This is a genomic window from Endozoicomonas sp. ALB032, assembly GCF_049310125.1.
In the GTDB taxonomy this organism is placed as follows: domain Bacteria; phylum Pseudomonadota; class Gammaproteobacteria; order Pseudomonadales; family Endozoicomonadaceae; genus Endozoicomonas_A.
Genome location: NZ_JBLYNW010000001.1, coordinates 1,903,600 through 1,922,662 on the forward strand (window position 1 = coordinate 1,903,600; position 19,063 = coordinate 1,922,662).

Sequence of the window (19,063 nt, forward strand, 5' to 3'; positions counted from 1 at the left end):
GTTTCCCGCGCTGTGCACGGTTATCCATACCTCTGTTCAGGGTAATTGAACAAAAAATGTCTTCAGTATGTGTCATCCAGTCTGTTAATCATTTGTTGTGGAGAAAGAGAAGGAAAATCCATGGGCTGGCAGCATTTTTGTTAGTTGTTCTTAACAACATGTTATGAACTTTTATCCTTAAAACGACTCTACATTACCGCATTAATTTTGAATTTTCTTTCTAATCGAGAACAAATACTCACTTCGAAGATCCGAGCATGAATAGACTGGAAAATAACGGCACAGTCGGCGGTTCACCTCCACCAGAACCCTATCACTCTATATCGGCGCAAGCTCCAACGGGAGTCAGTGAGGGCAGAATTATCACTGTATCTGACGAGAGTAAACCTTCACTACTCAATTTGTCCGTCGACACTCATTTGAAAATTATTGGCTGTTTGGGGCTTAGAGATATTGTCCGTTTAAAACAGGTATCTACCTACTTTCGAGAAGTGATTCAAGAAGATAATGCGCTGGCAAAGGCCTGGTATCGCCGTTTTCCTTCACCACACCAGTTTCTGCTTAACACAACCATCACTTCAAAAGATGACGATCAGCTCCGTTGTTGGATGGAGCGGTTTATAAACGATAAAGATTTAATCGAATCACTCATACAACACCGAAGCAGTCCTCATTTACCTGCTCTGCTTCATTTCACTAAAACCGAACGAAAGTCTCAATCTAGAACCTTCAAATTAGCTACAAAAGCCACTATTTCACATGATAGCCGCGTCAACTCGGCCAGTTTCACCGCTGATGCCAGCCACGCGGTGACTGCCAGTCAGGATGGCACGGCGAGAATCTTTGGCCTGGAGGCCGATGGATCATGGAAACCAAAAGTCGTCATTAATCAGGAGGATACATCATATGATGCCAGCTTGAGCGCCGATGGCCGCCGTGTGGTTATTTTCGATTACGACGGCACAGCACAAATCTATGGTCAAATGGCCGATGGTTCATGGGAACGAGAAGTCATTACTGTTCATGAGGACGCTGTCCATTCAGCCGCCTTCAGTCCTGATGGTTGCTATTTGGTAACCAACAGTCAAGATGGCATGGCGATAGTCAGCGGTCTGGAAGATGGTGGTAAATGGGTAAAAAAAACCATGATTCCCAATCAGAAATGCTTTCATTCAGCGACCTTTAGTGCCCAGGGTCGCTATATGGTGACCATCGGTCGCGATCGTACAGCGCAAATCTCCGGCCTGGAGGACGATGGCTCATGGCAACCAAAAGCCATCATTCGGCACAATTATTCAATCAGTTCGGCCAGCTTCAGCGCCGATAGCCGCCTTCTGGTGACTGTCAGTAACGATAGCAATGCCAAAGTCCATGGCCTGGAGATTGACGGATCATGGCAACTAAAAACCAGCATCCGCCACAGGAGGTCAGTCAAGTTAGCCAGCTTCAGCCCCGATGGCCGCCACCTGGTCACTGCTGACGATTTATTTGCGAAAATCTCTAGTCAGAATGACGATGGATTATGGGAAGAAAAAGGCATCATTTCCTATCATGGGATTCTATCACTCATCATCAGCACTGATAGCCGTCATGTGTTGACTGCCAGTGATGATGGTATGGCGAAGATCTATGGCCTGAAGGACGATGGAGCATGGCAGGAGAAAATGACCATTTCTCATAAGAGCATGGTCTATTCAGCGACCTTCAGCGCTGATGGTCGGCATGTGGCGACTGCCAGTGGTGACGGCACGGCGAAAATCTATGGCTTGAAGGACGACGGAACATGGCAGGAGAAAATGACCGTTTCTCATAAGAGCAGGGTCTATTCAGCGACCTTCAGCACTGATGGTCGACATGTGGTGACTGCCAGTGATGACGGCACGGCGAAAATCTGTGGTCAGATGCCCGATGGATCCTGGTTAGTAAAAGCGATCATTTCCCATCACGGTCAAGTCTTGTCAGCCAGCTTCAGCGCTGATGGCGACTATGTGATGACCGTCTCTGATAATGATCAGGATGTTGGTGGTCAAACTGTGAAAATCACCGAACTTAGGGTGGAAGATGAACCCCTGCGTGAGGGTATATGCCGCCTCTTTTGATCTATGACACTCTGGCTTCCACGCTGTGCACGGTGGTCCTACGACCCTGAGCAACATCCATCCGTTCTGTTTATCATTTGTTGCGGAGAAAACACTGAAAATGCATGGCGGCATTTTTGTTAGTTGTTCTTAACAACATGTTATGAACTTTCATCCTTAACCCAACTCTACATTACCGCATTAATTTTGAATTTTCTTTCTAATCAAGAACAAATACTGACTTTGAGGATTCCGAACATGAATGGACTAGAAAATAACGGCACCACCGGTGGTTCACCTCCACCAGAACGCTATCAGTCTATATTGGCGCAAGCTCCGACGGGTGTCAGTGAGGGCAGAAATATCAGTGTATCTGACGAGAGTAAACCTTCACTACTCGATTTGTCCGTCGACAAGCATTTGAAAATTATTGGCTGTTTGAGGCTTAGAGATATTGCCCGTTTAAAACAGGTATCTACCCACTTTCGAGAAGTGATTCAAGAAGATAATGCGCTGGCAAAGGCGTGGTATCGCCGTTTTCCTTCATCACACCAGCTTCTACTTAACACAATCATCACTTCAAAAGATGACGATCAGCTCCGTTGTTGGATGGAGCGGTTTATAAACGATAAAGATTTAATCGAATTACTGATACAACACCGGAGCGATCCTCATTTACCTGCTCTGCTTCATTTCACTAATACCGAACGAAAGTCTCAATCTAGAACCTTCAAATTAGCTACAAAAGCCACTATTTCACATGATAGCCGCGTCAACTCGGCCAGTTTCACCGCTGATGCCAGCCACGCGGTGACTGCCAGTCAGGATGGCACGGCGAGAATCTTTGGCCTGGAGGCCGATGGATCATGGAAACCAAAAGTCGTCATTAATCAGGAGGATACATCATATGATGCCAGCTTGAGCGCCGATGGCCGCCGTGTGGTTATTTTCGATTACGACGGCACAGCACAAATCTACGGCCAAGAGGCCGATGGTTCATGGGAACGAAAAGTCATTATTGTTCATGAGGACGCTGTCCATTCAGCCGCCTTCAGTCCTGATGGTGGCTATTTGGTAACCAACAGTCAAGATGGCATGGCGATAGTCAGCGGTCTGGAAGCTGATGGTACATGGGTAAAAAAAACCATGATTCCCAATCAGAATTTCTTTCATCCAGCGACCTTTAGCGCCCAGGGTCGCCATATGGTGACCATCGGTGGCGATCAGAATCGGACAGCGCAAATCTCCGGCCTGGAGGACGATGGCTCATGGCAACCAAAAGCCATCATTCGGCACAATTATCCAATCAGGTCGGCCAGCTTCAGTGCCGATAGCCGCCTTGTGGTGACTGCCAGTAAAGATCAAAATGTGGAAGTCCATGGCCTGGAGATTGACGGATCATGGCAACCAAAAGCCAGCATCCGCCACAGGAGGTCAGACAAGTTAGTCAGCTTCAGCCCCGATAGCCGCCACCTGGTCACTGCTGTCGATAATTTTGCGAAAATCTTTAGTCAGAATGACGATGGGTTATGGGAAGAAAAAGGCACCATTTCCCATGTTCACTCGATTCTATCACTTATCATCAGCACTGATAGCCGCCATGTGTTGACTGCCAGTCATGATGGTATGGTGAAGATCTATGGTCTGAAGGAGGATGGAACATGGCAGGAGAAAATGACCATTTCTCATGAGAGCAAGGTCTATTCAGCGACCTTCAGCACTGATGGCCGACATGTGGTGACTGCCAGTGATGACGGCACGGCGAAAATCTATGGCCTGAAGGACGATGGAACATGGCAGGAGAAAATGACCATCTCTCATAAGAGCAGGGTCTATTCAGCGACCTTCAGCACTGATGGCCGACATGTGGTGACTGCCAGTGATGACGGCACGGCGAAAATCTGTGGTCAGATGCTCGATGGATCCTGGTTAGTAAAAGCGATCATTTCCCATCACGGTCAAGTCTTGTCAGCCAGCTTCAGCGCTGATGGCGACTATGTGATGACCGTCTCTGATAATGATCAGGATGTTGGTGGTGAAACTGTGAAAATCACCGAACTTAGGGTGGAAGATGAACCCCTGCGTGAGGGTATATGCCGCCTCTTTTGATCCGTGGTTCTGGCGTCCAGGCTGTGCATGGGTATCCACTCTCCTGTTCAGGCCATCTGAATAAAGATGTTTTTTATTGGACTCCTCAACAAGGCCAGGTACAGGTCTTCGATTGATGATTGGCCTTGAATCAATAAATGACAAACCTGTTGGTAATGCCTGAACTCCCGAAAGGCACCCTGATGGAAATAGAATATGATGGTCATTATTTCACTGAGCGACAGTTTTGATATATCACTTTTGCGCTATTGGCATCGCAGACGAGTTGCTTATGCTGCCCGGTTGCAAAACTCAGGCAGAAATCATCGACATCACGGAATACACTGGTCATAGACACGAAGCCTTTGGTAGTTGTCTATGGTTTGGTATCTTGACGTTAGCCAAGATGTCTGGAGGTTTTCTGCGTTGAACTCACCTTAACTCATGGATATAAGAAAAAAGCATTTCTCAATTGACGCGTTTGCTATTTAACTGATGATTACGACTGGATTCAGGTATCCATATTATGAATTCACCCTACTCTGCAGATAACTATCAAAGGCCTGTCCTGAAGTCTCCCAACGGCTCAAGGAGAATTTTATTGCATTCTTGTTGTGCACCTTGCGCCTGCGAAATCATTAGTGCCATTAAAGCCTCTGGTTTTGAGCAGACGGTATATTTTTATAATCCTAACATTCATCCTCTGGAAGAATATGAGTTAAGGAAAAAAGAGAACAAGCGTTACTGTGAAAAAAATGACATCAACTTTATTGATGCCGACTATGATACTGAAAACTGGTTTGATCGTGTTAAGGGTTACGAGGACGAGCCGGAGCGTGGAGAAAGATGTTCAATATGCTTTTCGATGCGTTTTGAGAGAACAGCGTTGTATGCTTTTGAACATGGGTTTAATCTCATCTCCAGTACATTGGGTATTTCTCGCTGGAAGAACCTTGAGCAAATCAATCGCTGCGGCGTTGAAGCTGCCGGTCGGTATCCGGACCTGACGTACTGGACTGTTAATTGGCGCAAACAGGGTGGCGCCTCAAGAATGATTGAAATTTCCAAAGATGAGCATTTCTATCAACAGGAGTATTGTGGCTGTGTCTATAGCCTGAGAGATACTAATCGATGGCGAATGAGTCGGGGTCGCCCTAGAATTAAACGACTTATCAAGTTTTATGGTGAACGCTGAATGGTGCCTTCACAAGCTGACGGCATTTGTTTGATACACTGAGGTCTGATGATGAATATATTTGATGAACTTCTGCATCGTCTGGGTAGTAAAACCAGAATCCGTTCTCTCTTCAAGGATATGGGTATGGATGAGATGGAGCGCATCATTAACCGGTTGAATGAGGTGCTGGAAGAAAAAAATCAGGAAAAAGAAGCCGCTGATATAAAAAGAAAACAAAAGCTTCAGAGCGTAGAAGAGATCAAGAAAGTTATGGAGGCCAAAGGCCTCTCGATGTCTGACCTGAATCTTTTGCAAGAGGTAGGCAAGGAAGGCAAGCGTAAGAGAAACGTCTCCAAACATAACTTTGAGTTTCAGACAAACTCCGGAGACACGGTGCGCTGGTTCGGTTCAACAACAGGGCGCCTGCCCAAAGATTTTCAGGACTATCTGGATCGTACCGGTAAAAAGCGGATTGAATGTGTTGTTGAAAGTGAGTAGTTGTTGATGATGGTAATAGTGTCTGCCAGCGGGTTTTATCAGGCTTGCAGATGAGTTATCAGAGAACGCATCCATAAAGACAGATCACTGATGTCGTCCAGAATCAGAAACAGCAGGGCGACATCCACAGGGTCTATTTCGCTTTCCGTCAGGCAGGTTTGTTCACGAATCTCGTGACAGACCTTACTGAGCTCATCGACATCACAGGCCAGACTTTTCCTGTAGCAACCTTGAGATTTGTTGTGCTGCTTTCTGAATCCGCCCTTGCTGAGTTCATCTAATTCGATGGCGGCCTGCTTTAATTGATACGCCGTCTTGCCAAAGTGCCCGGTCAGGTTATTCAGCGGAACAATCATTTCGGCTGGCAATCGAAGGGGGCGGTAGCTCAGTCGTTCTGAAAGTCGAAAGATCTGATGGGCGAGCTGGCTCTGTGCCTGCAGTGTATCTGCGATTACTTCCCTGGGTTGAGCTGTCAGCGATGGTTTTTGCAGCCGGGACAGCACTTCTTGCTCCATGGCTTCAAGCTGATGTGGGAGTTCTTTGATCCAGGGCTTGCTGGAAGGGGTCGGCGTGTTTTCATACACAAAACCTTGAAGTTGTCGGTTGAGGTGCAAAAGTGCATTCAACACGGCATTACGATGTCGTAACAAGGGTTTGAACGGTGAGCCTGAGAAGAGGCTGGCAAAGGTTTCAAGATCCATAAGGCCGTTTATCGGCCAGGAGTCTGACGAACTTAACTGTCCCTTCATCGGCCTCACTTTCATCAGCGTCTTCTTCTAGGTGTGATAGCCGGGCTATGAGGTTGTTGGCTTTTTAGGCCTTTGTCTCCAGTTAAGATTTCCACTGCTATGGCGTTGGTCCTGGCATAATAATCGGCGACATCTCTTATCGTTGTATCGCCAATACCTAACCCTTGAATAGCGAGATCTGGCCAAGTTTCGGCCAGTTGTATCAGCTTGTCTGCTCCCCATAGCTCCGTTTGATGGCCAAATGCTGCCCACGGGTCTGTATCGGTAGCCGCTTTGCGAATATATTTTGAAAGGCTTTTTGCTAATGAATATCTGTCACCTGATGCAAAAGCAATGTGATTTCCAGTTTCTATAATAGTGGCCAAAGGTAATACAAACGTACTGCCTGCTTGTAACTCTTCTGAAACTTTTTGTTCTATGCGTTCAAAGTACCAACGATCACCTTCCGGGCCACAAGTATCTTTTCCTGGCACCTGCAATCAGCAACATAGTACAGATGTATCAAAGATAATGACTTTACTGCTCATTACTGACCTATACCTCCGGACACTTGCTCCTGACGAAGCGCCTGTTCAAGCTTTCCCTGGCTTGAAAGAGTGCCAACAGGACCTATAGCAAGCAGTTTGGGGAGTTTCGATAAATCTTCCAGAAGAGTCAGACGACTGTGCCCTGTCTCACTATCACGATGACTTATCGTGATAAAAGGCGTCATTTCCGGTCCCAGGCTATCCAATAGTGCTGGGTTGTGTGTGGTCACCAGGATATCGATATGACGTTGTTCTCCAATAGACCTCAAAACGCTCAAAAGGACATTGGATCTTGAAGGATGAAGACCATTATCAATTTCTTCTACTACCAGAAGGCTGTGCTCGGGGCGGGTGAGTAAGGCAACCAGTATGGCCAAAAACCTCAATGTACCATCTGACATACCTCTGGCATCAACGGAAATCTTCTTGTCGCCCCACAACTCATCACAATATAACATGGCATCGGATTTGAAACGGCCAACAGTTTCAGAGTATATCCGACCAATATCCTTTTCTGGCAATAAACTGACATGCTTTGTCAATGTCTCTTCAATGTGCTGTTTTTGTTGTACATCAAGAGCCGCAATGATTCCGGCCATGTTGGCTGCATCGCTATCGAGATCTTTTGACAAGGGGGCATAATTCCTCATGTGAGATGGGATAGGGTCAAGAATAAAAATACTTGTTAGTGCCCCGATAACGGCTTCAACCCCCTCGGTAATATCTTTACTCAGATTTTGAGAGAATGCTTCCGGGTGTAGCTGACTCAAAATAGTGGATTGTCGTGCCGAGGGTCTGGGTTTACCTTGTTTTCTGTTGTAGAGACGGGCTGTAATAGCAGGTGCATCCAGTCCGCAATCATCAGTTTTGAATAAAAATATATCTGAGGAGATGGCTTGGGCTCCTGGTCTGTACTTCACTCGTCTCAAGCTTTCTGAGGCAATTTGTGGTAAGCCCTCAATATTGACTTCAAGCCTGTAAATATAATCAATGAGTTCATTGCTTCCAGAGGCTTTTACTTCCAAGGCAAACTGTTTTGTACCCGAACGACATACCCAGTCTATGCTGCCACGCAATCCCGGGAAATTACTGTCTCCCTGAAGAATAACATTCAAAGGCACGCTTGATGCACTGAGGTTCAGAAATAGTAAGGCGTCCAGTACATTGGACTTACCACTGGCATTGGTGCCGATGAGAACTGTGAGAGGGTCTATGTAAAGGGTCGAGCTTTCGAAGCTTTTCCAGTCTTCTACTCGGATTTCTTTTATCATAAAGCTACCGTTTGCTTGATCTGCCGGGAGAAAGGCTTTCTTGTCTTTTTCTTTTGACACTACTCCAGATAGTAAGTGTTGGAACGTTTGGAATGAATGGTGGATTGAGGGTTGACCAAACTGGTCCAAAATAGACAACTCGGTTACAGAGTAGTTGCAGGTTATATTAAATCGTAATGTATTTGAACGTAAGAAGAACATGAGGAGGAAAAGTGGGCCCGACAGAGCATCGGGCCGGAAAGAACTCAGGATCTTACTTGATCTTGTATTCTTTATATTCAACGTGCTTGCGTACAACCGGGTCGTACTTTTTGAACACCAGCTTGTCTGGAGTGTTACGCTTGTTTTTGGTCGTGGTGTAGTAGTGACCTGTGCCAGCCGATGAAACCAGCTTGATTTTTTCACGAATACCTTTAGCCATGACTTATTGCTCCCGCTATCTTAAACTTTTTGACCGTTAGCACGCATTTCGGACAGAACGGTGTCGATACCTTTCTTGTCGATGATGCGCATGCCTTTAGCAGATATACGCAGGCGAACGAAACGCTTCTCGCTCTCTACCCAGAAACGCTTGTGGTGCAGGTTTGGCACGAAACGACGCTTGGTCTTGTTGTGCGCATGGGAAACGTTGTTTCCGGTAACCGGGCGCTTGCCGGTAACCTGACAAACTTTGGACATAGTAGTGGCCTCTCAAACCAAAAAAACCCAGCCATGAGGCCGGAGGATTCCGTTATTCTTTTTCGGGCAGGTCTGCCCAATGTTAAGAGTCAGAACTCTCAGCAGCTACCCATATACAAAGACCGCGCTTTATACCAAAGTCAAGGCTTTGGTGCAAGTTGGGCGCTGTAAGCGTTTCCGCCTGTTGGCTCGAAAGCCTTCTCCTTACTGGCTCCTGAAAAACTGAAAGAGTCAGTTCTTCAAGGGTCGCGGTCTGAATTATCCACGGATTTGAACAGAATCTGTAGTGGTAAAAATCGATATTTGTGGTGTCAGGGTATCTGATTATCACGTATTTGTGTTGCAGGAAGTCTATTGGATCTCTTCAGCATTATACCCATCGTTATACCCATCGCTTGCCAGATTCACATAAGGCCTTGCTCGGCCAGAGAAGCCGATACGCCTTTGCCAATAATAATGTGGTCCAGTAGCCTGATATCCACCAGGGCCAGTGCTTTCTTAAGGGCTTCGGTAATTCTTATATCAGCCTGGCTGGGCTGCGGATCACCTGATGGGTGATTGTGGCTGGCTATAACCGCCGCCGCGTTGAGTTCAAGGGCTCTTTTTACCACCTCTCTGGGGTAGACAGGCGCTGCATCGAGTGTGCCCTGAAAGAGGGTTTCCAAAGCCAGAACCCGGTGACGGGTGTCCAGAAACAGGCAGGCAAACTCTTCTCTCTGACAGCCCCTGAAATGGAGCTGAAGGTATTGACGGGTGGCATCCGGGCAGTTGATCGTGCTCTGCTCAGACATTTTTTCTGAGAGTACTCTCTGGCAGATTTCGAGAATGGCACTGAGTTCAGTCGCCTTCGCTTTCCCAAGTCCTTTTAAAGCTTGTAATTGCGCAGGTGTTGCACAAAGCAAACCATCTAACGACTGAAAGCGCTGAATCAGCTGGTTAGCAAGAGTCAGCACATGAGTGCCTTTGTAGCCAGTACGCAGCAGAATGGCCAGTAGCTCGGCATCACTCAATACGGCAGGCCCCCGGGAGATCAACTTTTCCCTGGGGCGTTCCTCTACCGGAAGTGCTTTAATGGCTGTGTCCTGAGGTTGATGAGTCATAAGGTCTGAAGTATCGACTGTTAAGTTGGTGTTATTTCAGACACAAGAAAACCCGAAAAATTCCCTGATTTATCTCGTTCCCACACTTGGACCCACAGGGCCTAAAAGTATGGGAACGAGCCATTTCCGTTACCGTATCTCTGAAACCAGAGGGCTTTGTGGTCATTGGCTCACTCGCCCGCAAGATCCCACTTGACGGGGACAGCCGCTGCCGGTCAGTTCTGCGGTTATGCATTCAGCGCCATAAAATAATTATTTTTTCAACTTTAAAGTTCCGTCACCTAATAAAATTCTACCGTTATAGTACGGAAGAGCATGGTTTGCCCAAGAATAATTTTTTATGAAACTTTCACCTATGACCACATTCATTGAGTTCACATAATGTGCATGTACTTGGCTATTTATGCTTGCAAGATCAGATCTTGCTGAAACAGCTAACACTCTACTAAATGGGGAAAAAAGGAATGCAGAGGCAATATTGTTCTTATCTGGAAATCCGCCGTAACAAGAATAAAGATCAATAAATCTGCTTTTAGAATGGGAGTTGTAAAGGATTTCTTCAGCTTTAATAATCTGATTATTTACAGAAATTAAATCCCTATTACCATGAACGTTAATTTCAGTTATGGTTGCGTTAGATTCATTCACAGCTTTCCAAAAATCATCCGTACTATAAACAACATTGGGTAAATAACTTCCCAAAGAATATAAAGCATGTATATAGTAATTAATTGTATCATGGTAAGACTCAATTGATGATATTGCATTGATATGGTTATTCCAATAATAGTTGCTTTTTCGATATTCATGGTTCCGCTTAAAGTAATTCTTAAGCAGCGCTACGTTATCTAGATTTGTTACCAGGCTAGGATCGATACGGCTCACCCAAAAATCTGGTTTTATCGAGAAAAAAAATGAATTAGCAAAAGTGCACTCACTACAACTAATTAAATGATCATCTTCATATGGGAAATTGCCAATTAAGACTACACCTTTCATTTTTTGCATTGAATGTTGTAAGACTAATTCTTTATGGAATTCACTATATGAATAATATTTTTTATCTTTAAAAAGAAAATTAACATTCCAACCTTCTGATTCAAGGTCATTTTTGTAAACCTCTAGTTCTTTTTCAAGTAAAGATGCATAACTAGTATCAGAAATAACTAAAACCATATCATTTTGGGCTAATGCAGAGTTTATCGTAATAAAAGTGATGAACAAAAAAAACAAACTTTTCATAATCAAACTATCCATAGTGATTTCCATATAAATACTTAGAGCTTCTTATGTGGAATAAGTTTCTATGATTTGTTAGTAAAGAAAACAGTATTGAAAGAATGCATAACAAAAAATTCCAGCAGATGTCTTCGGTGCCGCTGAATCGAGTCTGGTCAGTCTTCCGTGCAAGTGAGCAGGGTTATTAAATTTCTGTCCCCAAAAAGATCTGGGCTCATCCTTCATCCAGCCCAATTTCATGTAAAAAAACGGGTTCCCATTTACATGTTTATCTAAGAATTCCAGTAACACTCTGCCAGTGTACGTCTCTAAGCACATCGCTTTTAACTCAGTGCGAATGCAACATAATAACAGCATTGTCTCGGACTCGCTGACGCTCACCCGACACCACCTTTGGCGGCTCGACTTAATCAGGCAGCATACTCTCAATAAAACCAGCTGTTATTGTGTTTCCGTCTTTGGCTCAATCTGAGTCTCTGTTGGCTCATTTAGAAAATCCGTGAGCTCTTCAAGACCTTTTTCAAATTTCGAATGATCGTCTTCGCTTAACTCTGATAAACGCTGAAAAAACAAAGTAGATAATTTTTGGTATAATTCTCTGCTGATATCGTCTCTTGCTGGGTAATGTTCTTGTGATTTTACGAATGGAGCTGCAAAAACTAAAAATTTCGGACTTGCCGGACCCCTTTGTAGTGCAACAATCATTGATGCCTGAGACTCTGGTCTGGTAAGTGCCTGTGACAGAGGTTCTTGCTCAATACAAGTTTTATGATCTGCTGAACTTGCACCATGATGTATTCGTGCTCGCCGCCTACAAACCGGGCATAATAGATCCTGATGAGTTGATCGCAATGTATCTATGCAATCCTTATGAAAATCATGTCCGCAGCAAAGGCTGGTACTTTGCTGACTACTGTTAATTTCATGCAGACAAATTGGACATACGTCAGCGTATCCTGTACTGATTGTTAAACTAAAGTTGAAAACTAAAAAAATAAACCAGCGCATAAACAGCTACACCATTTTGATTTGAATCAAGAGAACAAGCATTAAAAAATTTCTTAAGGAATGCATCTACTTCACAGTCTCTGAATTTATTATTAAGTGCTACTTTCAGATTTGTGCACTACTTATAGTGGCCAGTGTCATGTTCGTCCAGATCAAATTTCATAAATGCAGAATCTTATGCTACTTCGGATAGGGCATACCTTTAATGTTCTGGAATTGATTCTGTTGTCGCCCAAGGCTTCAGCTCCCAAACGTTTTTTTCCACTGGCAGCAAAGCATAAGCGGGTCATGGTTCTCATGGGTCCACTTGAGAAACTGACTGGTGCTGTCTACCTGGTCGTCGTTAGGCGACAGAGGGAAGATGGTCAGCTTGATCGCATAGTTCGATAACCAAGGAGTCACTTCCGGTAAAAAACATGTCTGCTTCAAACAGGCTTGAAAGTTACCGCTGGCGACTCAGCTTGGCCACAAGAACACAAAAATGATCAATGAAGTTTACGCAAAATGGATGCCTTCAAAGTCTAAAGATGAGTCCAGAAGAATCTGGCAGACAATGACTGATCAAGGTCATCTATCTAATGCCTGCCTTATAAATTAAAATAGCCCGAAAATAGACCCAAAGGTTTAAAGGAATTGAGAAATCCCCTTTATTTATCGAACATAGGCCTACTATGCAACGTTTAAGAAATAAACGGATCTTGCTCGGTGTAACAGGTGGCATTGCTGCCTATAAGAGTGCTGAGCTGATTCGCATGCTTCGCAAATGGGATGCGGATGTCCGGGTGGTCATGACCAAAGCTGCCTGTGAATTCATCACGCCTCTGACGCTTCAGGCCCTTTCCCTCAATCCGGTCCACCTGGATCTGCTGGATGCCAGGGCTGAAGCCGGAATGGGTCATATTGAACTGGCCCGCTGGGCTGACGTAGTGCTGGTGGCTCCGGCCACAGCCGACTTCATTGCCCGACTCACAAGCGGTCAGGCCGATGACCTGCTGACTACACTGTGTCTGGCAACCAGTGCGCCTATCTGTCTGGCACCTGCCATGAATCAGGGCATGTGGCGTGACCAGAGCACACAGCAGAATATAGAACTGTTAAAAGAGCGCAGCGTTAGCATCTTCGGGCCTGACGATGGCAGTCAGGCCTGTGGTGATATTGGTCCGGGCCGAATGCTGGACCCCGAACTGATTGCCCGGCATACCGCTGAAATGTTTGAACATGATGTATTGAGTGGCCTGAATGTTCTGATTACCGCCGGACCTACCCGGGAAGCTCTGGACCCTGTGCGGTTTATTTCCAACTACAGCTCTGGAAAAATGGCATACTCTCTGGCGGCCGCAGCCGTGGAAGCCGGTGCATCGGTCAAACTGGTCAGTGGCCCGGTTGCCCTGGAAACACCCGACCGGGTTGAGCGCATTGATGTCATCAGTGCCAGAGATATGCAACAGGTTGTTCTGGATAACATCGAAGGGGTTGATATCTTTATTGGCTGTGCAGCGGTCTGTGATTATCGTCCTGTTGAAATCGAGAAAGACAAGATCAAGAAGAACCCTGACGATCCTTCTGAAACGCTGGAGATCAGGTTGGTCAAGAATCCGGATATCGTTGCATCGGTGGCCGATCTGGAAGAACCTCCTTTTGTTATCGGGTTTGCGGCAGAAACCCGAAATGTTCTGGGTTATGCAATAGATAAACTGCGTCGCAAGAAACTGAACCTGATTGTTGCCAACGACGTGTCAGATGATGAAATAGGTTTCAGTAGTGACAATAATGAAGTGACCATTCTGGGTGAAGATTTTGAAGAGCCCATACCAAGAGCTTCCAAGACCGTTCTGTCCAGAAAGATTCTGAAAATTGTCGCGCGTCGTTTTGGTAAATGGGAAAGAGAATACAAAAACACGTCAGGTGACCAATGAAAGCACTGAAAACCCGAATTCTTGATACACGACTGGGTTCTGAATTCCCTTTGCCAGCCTATGCAACGGATGGCTCTGCAGGGATTGATCTCAGAGCTATGCTGGAAAAGCCGTTAACACTGGAGCCGGGGCAGACCGAGCTGCTGCCTACCGGTATGGCCATTCATATTGAAGACGCTGCTCTGGCTGCCATGATCCTGCCTCGTTCCGGGCTGGGACATAAGCACGGTATTGTTCTGGGTAATCTGGTGGGCTTGATTGACTCTGATTATCAGGGGCAGCTGATGGTTTCCTGTTGGAACCGGAGTCGTTCGACTTTCACCATCGAGCCCGGTGAGCGCATTGCTCAGCTGGTGCTAGTGCCGGTGGTTCAGGCCAAACTGGATATTGTTAACAGCTTTGATGAAACTGATCGCGGTGTCGGTGGCTTTGGTCATTCTGGAACTCGATAAATCAGTGTCGGCAATGCGAGCCAGTGCCTGAGCCGGAAGTGTCATAAAGAGTCGAACTTTTGCTCTGGTATTTTTTCGGCTGATTGTGTTTTGTGAGGAGTATTGATGGATAAAGCAACCCAACTGCCATTGCATGATCGGGCCCGGGTGCTCACAGAGGCTCTGCCTTATTTACAGCGTTTTGCAGGTAAAACCATAGTCATCAAGTACGGTGGCAACGCTATGGAGAGTGAAGAGCTTAAAAATGCCTTCGCCCAGGGTGTCGTCATGCTGAAAGCTGTGGGCATCAATCCTGTTGTTGTTCATGGGGGCGGCCCTCAAATTGGGTCCATGCTGAAACGCCTGAATCTGGAAACCCGCTTCGTGCAGGGAATGAGAGTGACAGACTCCAGTACCATGGATGTTGTCCAGATGGTGCTCGGTGGTTTGGTCAACAAGGAAATAGTCACGCTGATAAATAACAACGGTGGTCGTGCAGTGGGTGTCACAGGTAAGGATGGTCGCTTCATCCGGGCACGTCGTCTGCAAGTGACTCATAAGACACCGGAAATGTCTGCACCGGAAATCATAGATATTGGCCATGTGGGTGAAGTGGAGTCCATCGATACCGGTATTGTTGAGATGCTACAGAACTCGGACTTCATTCCTGTAGTTGCACCTATCGGTGGTGATGATTCGGGTCTGTCTTATAATATCAATGCCGATCTGGTAGCGGGTCATCTTGCAGAAGCTCTGAATGCGGAAAAGTTGTTATTGCTGACCAATACTCCGGGGCTACTCAGTAAAGAAGGTGAATTGTTGACCGGACTGGATTCCGTGCAAGTTGAGAAGCTGATTGCTGATGGCACGATTTATGGCGGTATGCTGCCAAAAATCCAGTGTGCCCTGAGTGCAGTCAGTAATGGGGTAAACCGGGCTCATATCATTGATGGAAGAGTTCCCCATGCCCTGCTACTGGAACTTCTGACCGATCAGGGTGTGGGTACCCTGATTACTGGCGGTCATGCGTGAACAGCCTCTGAGAAAAGAGACAGTGATATTTACAGTCAGAGGTCAGCGGCATTTTCGGCTCAAGGCTGTTTGGAGGCTGAAAATTTTTTCACGGACATAGTAAGAGTGTGTCGAGAAGTAATGGATAAAACCAGAAAGTTTTCCCGAAAGGATCAAATTCTGCAGGCACTGGCTCATATGCTGGAAAATGCCCCCGGGGAGAGGATTACTACCTCGTCTCTGGCCAGAGAAGTGGGGGTGTCTGAAGCAGCGCTTTACCGCCACTTTCCCAGCAAGGCCAAGATGTTTGAAGGACTGATAGAGTTCATAGAAGATACTCTGTTCTCAAGGGTTAATTTGATAATGGAAGAAGAGCAGCAGGCTTTGCGGCGCTGCGGCATGATGCTGCAACTTCTGCTGGGTTTCTGTGAGAAAAACCCTGGTTTGACTCGTATTCTCACAGGCGATGCTCTGGCTGGAGAGCCTGATCGCCTTAGACAGAGAGTCTTCAAACTGTTTGACCGGTTGGAAACCCAGATCAAGCAGGTCCTGAGAGGTGCTGAATTAAGTGAGGGGCTGAGACCTCAAGCTACTCCGGGTGCTATGGCTAATATGTTGCTCTCCATTGCTGAAGGACGTATTTGTCAGTACGTGCGCAGTGAGTTCAAACGGAAGCCAACTGAGCAGTGGCTCGCACAATGGGAAGTGCTTGCAACCGTCGTCTTCAGATAAGCACGATGTGTCAGTGGGCGACTCAGTGATCGCCCTTGCTGCTTTGACAGCCGTCTGCGTTTAGACTGGCGCAAGAGACTGTCAGAGCAGCGAAACAGGCCGACATGATCGAAGAGAGCCGCTTATTTCTGATGCCAGAGATTGTTATGAGACTCCGTAACGTTCCCTGTATTCCCTGATGGCAGGGGCATGCATCTTTATATCTTTATTCTCTTCGGCGTACGACAAAAGGTCATTCAGTGTGACAATGCTGACCACAGGGATGGAAAAATCTCTCTCAACTTCCTGGATGGCTGACAGTTCGCCCTTGCCTTTTTCCTGACGGTCCAGAGCAACCATGACTCCCGCCGGACTGGCAGGGCTCTGATCAATAATTTCCATAACTTCACGAACAGCAGTACCTGCTGTGATCACGTCATCCACAATAATGACACGACCTTCAAGGGGGGCTCCGACGATATTGCCTCCCTCGCCGTGTTCTTTAACTTCCTTGCGGTTGAAACACAGGGGCGTATTGAGGTCGTGATGCTCAGATAATGCAACTGCAGTGGTAGTGGCCAGAGGGATGCCCTTGTAGGCCGGACCAAAAAGAATATCGTACTCAATACCAGAATTGACCAGGGCGTGAGCATAGAACTGCCCCATTTTGCTGATGGCTTCGCCAGTGTTGAAAAGGCCGGCATTAAAGAAGTAGGGCGATTTTCTGCCAGATTTGAGGGTAAACTCACCGAAGCGAATCACCTGTTCTTGCAGGGCGAAGTCTAGAAATTCTCTCTGATAATCGAGCATGATCTATCAAGTGCTTATTCGAAAAAAGGTAGCTTTATTTTACCGCGAAAATTCTTCTCATGCAGGCTCTGAAGCGATTTACATGATTCCGGTCAAATAAAGTTTGGGTCACTGGCGCCGCTTGCAGCAGGACGAACCGTCAACCTGTAGGAGGCTTTTATAAAACCCCATAAAATGGATCGGAAATGCTGAACGCTATTCTTACGACAGTGAGTTTGTAATTCTGTGTTTAGCCTTGAGTAAGAAGGTCAGTAAACTGTATGGGAACCCTCAATTTTGAAAATACCTTTGCCAACTATCCATGGGTGCAGCTATTCTCGAAAGTAGTGTCTTTAAATGAAAAAAAGCCAAAGTGATGTTTTGATGCCTGACGACAGTGCACTGCTCTGATATTTTGAGAAGCTGTTGCAGCATTTATGCGGATAAACATATCGGCGACAACCCTGTATCATTCTTCAGTTAAAATTCCCTCTTTTCCTGTACTCTGTGTAGTTGAACTTTTACCTTGGAAATGCAGCACTTTTAACTATTAAGTCATTTCCAGGGTTTAATCAGGGCTGTATAAGGCTGGTCCCGGATCCGGGAAGCAATGCTCTGGTTATGGAGAGAGACCTGTGACTATTCAGGTTATGAGTCGATTCCCAAGTCATTGGAGGCCGTCGCAAAGGTGCTGTGCCTGACTGATACTGCGTTAAAAGGTGATTCAAAATGCTCATTTACTCCTTGTAAACTTCGCTTTTTGCCACTTTTTTCCCTGTCTCAGCTTTGTCGCTGCTTTTGCAACACCCTCATTGGCCTGAGGCAGATGCAGGATTAAGCCTGTTTTAATGACTGTTGACTCAGGTCGACAGTTCAATCAGGTAGTTTGCTTTATGCCGGGCCAGGTCTGGTTCAGGTAAGGTGTAGTCAATAATGAGAGTTATCAGCTTTAATTGCGAAGGCATAAAAAACGCGCGTGAAAAAGGTCTGCTTGGCTGGTTGATGGACCAGGATGCCGATGTCATCTGTTTGCAGGACATTCGAGAAGATGAGTTTGCAATGGAAGAAGACCAGTATCAGCTCAATGGATATTTCTGTTATGCACACGGTGGTTATGACAGGAAAGATTGTGGCGGTGTAGCCATTTATACACGTCAGGCGCCCAAAGCTATTATCAGCGGGCTTGGTTTTTCCGAGGCGGACGAAACAGGGCGTTATATTCAGGCTGACTTTGACAAGATCAGTATTGCCAGCATGCATGTGCCTGAAGGTCATGATGCTGCCAGCCAGAACTTCAAGTATCGCTTTCTGGACAATTACTCCCATCATCTGAACAAACAGCGTCGCAAGCGCCGTGAATTCATTATGGCGGGTACCTGGAACATTGCTCATCGCAAGATTGATGTGGCCAACTGGCGCGATTCTGAAGAAGTTTCCGGTTTTCAGCCTGCTGAACGTGGCTGGATGGAAGGTCTGCTGGGTGATATGGGCTTCTTTGATGCTTATCGTGAAGTGGATCGTGAGTCTGGCAAATACAGCTGGTGGCAGGATGAGTTTCTGCGTCACGATAATCTGGGCATGCGTATTGATTATCAGATCATTACGGCCGGGATGCGTCACAGTGTCCTGAATGGCGGCATCTACAAAAACCAGGCTTTCTCCAGCCACGCGCCGGTCATCATCGATTTTGACTGGGAACTGGAGAGCTGATCTGTACCTTCTTAATAGCAGTTTGTGTCGATAATGTCAGACGGGTTGCCTGACAATGACAGTAACAGCAGTGTCGCAAAGA

Annotated in this window: 19 protein-coding genes; 10 read left to right on the plus strand and 9 right to left on the minus strand. The window is 46.2% G+C overall.

Annotated elements, in window-relative coordinates; genetic code table 11:
* The first annotated feature begins 257 nt into the window (after positions 1 to 257).
* The 4 genes from ACO6VG_RS06580 (at position 258) to ACO6VG_RS06595 (ending at position 5,841) form a co-directional block, all read left to right on the plus strand.
* On the plus strand, positions 258 to 2,099 hold the full coding sequence (locus ACO6VG_RS06580; protein WP_422473217.1) for an F-box/WD repeat-containing protein: 1,842 nt from the start codon (positions 258 to 260) through the stop codon (positions 2,097 to 2,099).
* 237 nt (positions 2,100 to 2,336) lie between these two features.
* The gene (locus tag ACO6VG_RS06585) at positions 2,337 to 4,187 is read left to right on the plus strand and encodes an F-box/WD repeat-containing protein (protein WP_422473222.1); all 1,851 of its coding nucleotides are present in this window, start codon (positions 2,337 to 2,339) and stop codon (positions 4,185 to 4,187) included.
* Between the two features lie 505 nt (positions 4,188 to 4,692).
* A complete protein-coding gene (locus tag ACO6VG_RS06590; protein ID WP_422136188.1) occupies positions 4,693 to 5,361 on the plus strand; it encodes an epoxyqueuosine reductase QueH in 669 nt (222 codons plus the stop codon).
* A 48-nt stretch (positions 5,362 to 5,409) separates the two neighbouring features.
* Positions 5,410 to 5,841 (plus strand): hypothetical protein, encoded by a 432-nt coding sequence (locus ACO6VG_RS06595; RefSeq protein WP_422136189.1) that lies wholly within the window; start codon positions 5,410 to 5,412, stop codon positions 5,839 to 5,841.
* A 38-nt stretch (positions 5,842 to 5,879) separates the two neighbouring features.
* Here ACO6VG_RS06595 and ACO6VG_RS06600 read toward each other — a convergent pair whose 3' ends face one another.
* The 8 genes from ACO6VG_RS06600 to ACO6VG_RS06635 all read right to left on the minus strand — a co-directional run bounded on the left by ACO6VG_RS06600 (position 5,880) and on the right by ACO6VG_RS06635 (position 12,413).
* Positions 5,880 to 6,590 carry a DUF47 family protein gene (locus ACO6VG_RS06600; protein ID WP_422136190.1) on the minus strand — a complete coding sequence of 237 codons (711 nt, stop codon included), beginning with the start codon at positions 6,588 to 6,590 and terminating at the stop codon, positions 5,880 to 5,882.
* A gap of 14 nt (positions 6,591 to 6,604) precedes the next feature.
* On the minus strand, positions 6,605 to 7,063 hold the full coding sequence (locus ACO6VG_RS06605) for a hypothetical protein (protein WP_422411960.1): 459 nt from the start codon (positions 7,061 to 7,063) through the stop codon (positions 6,605 to 6,607).
* Between the two features lie 53 nt (positions 7,064 to 7,116).
* Positions 7,117 to 8,670, minus strand: a complete 1,554-nt coding sequence (locus ACO6VG_RS06610; protein ID WP_422473225.1) for an AAA family ATPase — start codon at positions 8,668 to 8,670, stop codon at positions 7,117 to 7,119.
* Positions 8,642 to 8,809, minus strand: coding sequence for a 50S ribosomal protein L33 (gene rpmG, locus ACO6VG_RS06615; RefSeq protein ID WP_034834535.1), 168 nt, complete (start codon positions 8,807 to 8,809; stop codon positions 8,642 to 8,644). Before rpmG ends, ACO6VG_RS06610 begins: the two co-directional genes overlap by 29 nt.
* Positions 8,810 to 8,829: 20 nt before the next feature.
* Entirely contained in the window at positions 8,830 to 9,066 is a 237-nt protein-coding gene (gene rpmB / locus ACO6VG_RS06620) for a 50S ribosomal protein L28 (protein ID WP_422136193.1), read from the minus strand.
* Between the two features lie 404 nt (positions 9,067 to 9,470).
* On the minus strand, positions 9,471 to 10,166 hold the full coding sequence (gene radC, locus ACO6VG_RS06625; protein WP_422136194.1) for a RadC family protein: 696 nt from the start codon (positions 10,164 to 10,166) through the stop codon (positions 9,471 to 9,473).
* Between the two features lie 252 nt (positions 10,167 to 10,418).
* A complete protein-coding gene (locus ACO6VG_RS06630) occupies positions 10,419 to 11,423 on the minus strand; it encodes a hypothetical protein (RefSeq protein ID WP_422139459.1) in 1,005 nt (334 codons plus the stop codon).
* A gap of 423 nt (positions 11,424 to 11,846) precedes the next feature.
* Complete coding sequence (locus ACO6VG_RS06635) at positions 11,847 to 12,413, minus strand: RING finger protein (RefSeq protein WP_422473228.1); 567 nt, start codon at positions 12,411 to 12,413, stop codon at positions 11,847 to 11,849.
* A gap of 177 nt (positions 12,414 to 12,590) precedes the next feature.
* On the opposite strand from ACO6VG_RS06635, the gene ACO6VG_RS06640 reads away from it, so the two are divergent.
* The 5 genes from ACO6VG_RS06640 to slmA all read left to right on the plus strand — a co-directional run bounded on the left by ACO6VG_RS06640 (position 12,591) and on the right by slmA (position 16,503).
* Positions 12,591 to 12,803 (plus strand): hypothetical protein, encoded by a 213-nt coding sequence (locus ACO6VG_RS06640; protein ID WP_422139461.1) that lies wholly within the window; start codon positions 12,591 to 12,593, stop codon positions 12,801 to 12,803.
* A 281-nt stretch (positions 12,804 to 13,084) separates the two neighbouring features.
* Positions 13,085 to 14,329, plus strand: coding sequence for a bifunctional phosphopantothenoylcysteine decarboxylase/phosphopantothenate--cysteine ligase CoaBC (gene coaBC / locus ACO6VG_RS06645; RefSeq protein WP_422136198.1), 1,245 nt, complete (start codon positions 13,085 to 13,087; stop codon positions 14,327 to 14,329).
* Positions 14,326 to 14,781, plus strand: coding sequence for a dUTP diphosphatase (gene dut / locus ACO6VG_RS06650; protein ID WP_422136199.1), 456 nt, complete (start codon positions 14,326 to 14,328; stop codon positions 14,779 to 14,781). Before coaBC ends, dut begins: the two co-directional genes overlap by 4 nt.
* A gap of 105 nt (positions 14,782 to 14,886) precedes the next feature.
* Positions 14,887 to 15,792, plus strand: coding sequence for an acetylglutamate kinase (gene argB / locus ACO6VG_RS06655; protein WP_422136200.1), 906 nt, complete (start codon positions 14,887 to 14,889; stop codon positions 15,790 to 15,792).
* 120 nt (positions 15,793 to 15,912) lie between these two features.
* Positions 15,913 to 16,503, plus strand: a complete 591-nt coding sequence (gene slmA, locus ACO6VG_RS06660) for a nucleoid occlusion factor SlmA (RefSeq protein ID WP_422136201.1) — start codon at positions 15,913 to 15,915, stop codon at positions 16,501 to 16,503.
* A gap of 144 nt (positions 16,504 to 16,647) precedes the next feature.
* On the opposite strand, the gene pyrE is transcribed toward slmA, so the two are convergent.
* A complete protein-coding gene (gene pyrE / locus ACO6VG_RS06665) occupies positions 16,648 to 17,292 on the minus strand; it encodes an orotate phosphoribosyltransferase (protein ID WP_422136202.1) in 645 nt (214 codons plus the stop codon).
* A 912-nt stretch (positions 17,293 to 18,204) separates the two neighbouring features.
* Between pyrE and ACO6VG_RS06670 the strand changes: the two genes are divergently transcribed.
* Positions 18,205 to 18,981, plus strand: coding sequence for an exodeoxyribonuclease III (locus ACO6VG_RS06670; RefSeq protein WP_422136203.1), 777 nt, complete (start codon positions 18,205 to 18,207; stop codon positions 18,979 to 18,981).
* Positions 18,982 to 19,063 lie beyond the last annotated feature (82 nt).

What these genes read in the sequence shown, in the direction of transcription:
- ACO6VG_RS06580 (WP_422473217.1), top strand. Translation starts at nt 258, where the DNA reads ATGAATAGACTGGAAAATAACGGCACAGTCGGCGGTTCACCTCCACCA.
- ACO6VG_RS06585 (WP_422473222.1), top strand. Translation starts at nt 2,337, where the DNA reads ATGAATGGACTAGAAAATAACGGCACCACCGGTGGTTCACCTCCACCA.
- ACO6VG_RS06590 (WP_422136188.1), top strand. Translation starts at nt 4,693, where the DNA reads ATGAATTCACCCTACTCTGCAGATAACTATCAAAGGCCTGTCCTGAAG.
- ACO6VG_RS06595 (WP_422136189.1), top strand. Translation starts at nt 5,410, where the DNA reads ATGATGAATATATTTGATGAACTTCTGCATCGTCTGGGTAGTAAAACC.
- ACO6VG_RS06600 (WP_422136190.1), bottom strand. Translation starts at nt 6,590, where the DNA reads ATGAAGGGACAGTTAAGTTCGTCAGACTCCTGGCCGATAAACGGCCTT.
- rpmG (WP_034834535.1), bottom strand. Translation starts at nt 8,809, where the DNA reads ATGGCTAAAGGTATTCGTGAAAAAATCAAGCTGGTTTCATCGGCTGGC.
- rpmB (WP_422136193.1), bottom strand. Translation starts at nt 9,066, where the DNA reads ATGTCCAAAGTTTGTCAGGTTACCGGCAAGCGCCCGGTTACCGGAAAC.
- radC (WP_422136194.1), bottom strand. Translation starts at nt 10,166, where the DNA reads ATGACTCATCAACCTCAGGACACAGCCATTAAAGCACTTCCGGTAGAG.
- ACO6VG_RS06630 (WP_422139459.1), bottom strand. Translation starts at nt 11,423, where the DNA reads ATGGATAGTTTGATTATGAAAAGTTTGTTTTTTTTGTTCATCACTTTT.
- ACO6VG_RS06635 (WP_422473228.1), bottom strand. Translation starts at nt 12,413, where the DNA reads ATGCGCTGGTTTATTTTTTTAGTTTTCAACTTTAGTTTAACAATCAGT.
- ACO6VG_RS06640 (WP_422139461.1), top strand. Translation starts at nt 12,591, where the DNA reads ATGCTACTTCGGATAGGGCATACCTTTAATGTTCTGGAATTGATTCTG.
- coaBC (WP_422136198.1), top strand. Translation starts at nt 13,085, where the DNA reads ATGCAACGTTTAAGAAATAAACGGATCTTGCTCGGTGTAACAGGTGGC.
- dut (WP_422136199.1), top strand. Translation starts at nt 14,326, where the DNA reads ATGAAAGCACTGAAAACCCGAATTCTTGATACACGACTGGGTTCTGAA.
- argB (WP_422136200.1), top strand. Translation starts at nt 14,887, where the DNA reads ATGGATAAAGCAACCCAACTGCCATTGCATGATCGGGCCCGGGTGCTC.
- slmA (WP_422136201.1), top strand. Translation starts at nt 15,913, where the DNA reads ATGGATAAAACCAGAAAGTTTTCCCGAAAGGATCAAATTCTGCAGGCA.
- pyrE (WP_422136202.1), bottom strand. Translation starts at nt 17,292, where the DNA reads ATGCTCGATTATCAGAGAGAATTTCTAGACTTCGCCCTGCAAGAACAG.
- ACO6VG_RS06670 (WP_422136203.1), top strand. Translation starts at nt 18,205, where the DNA reads ATGAGAGTTATCAGCTTTAATTGCGAAGGCATAAAAAACGCGCGTGAA.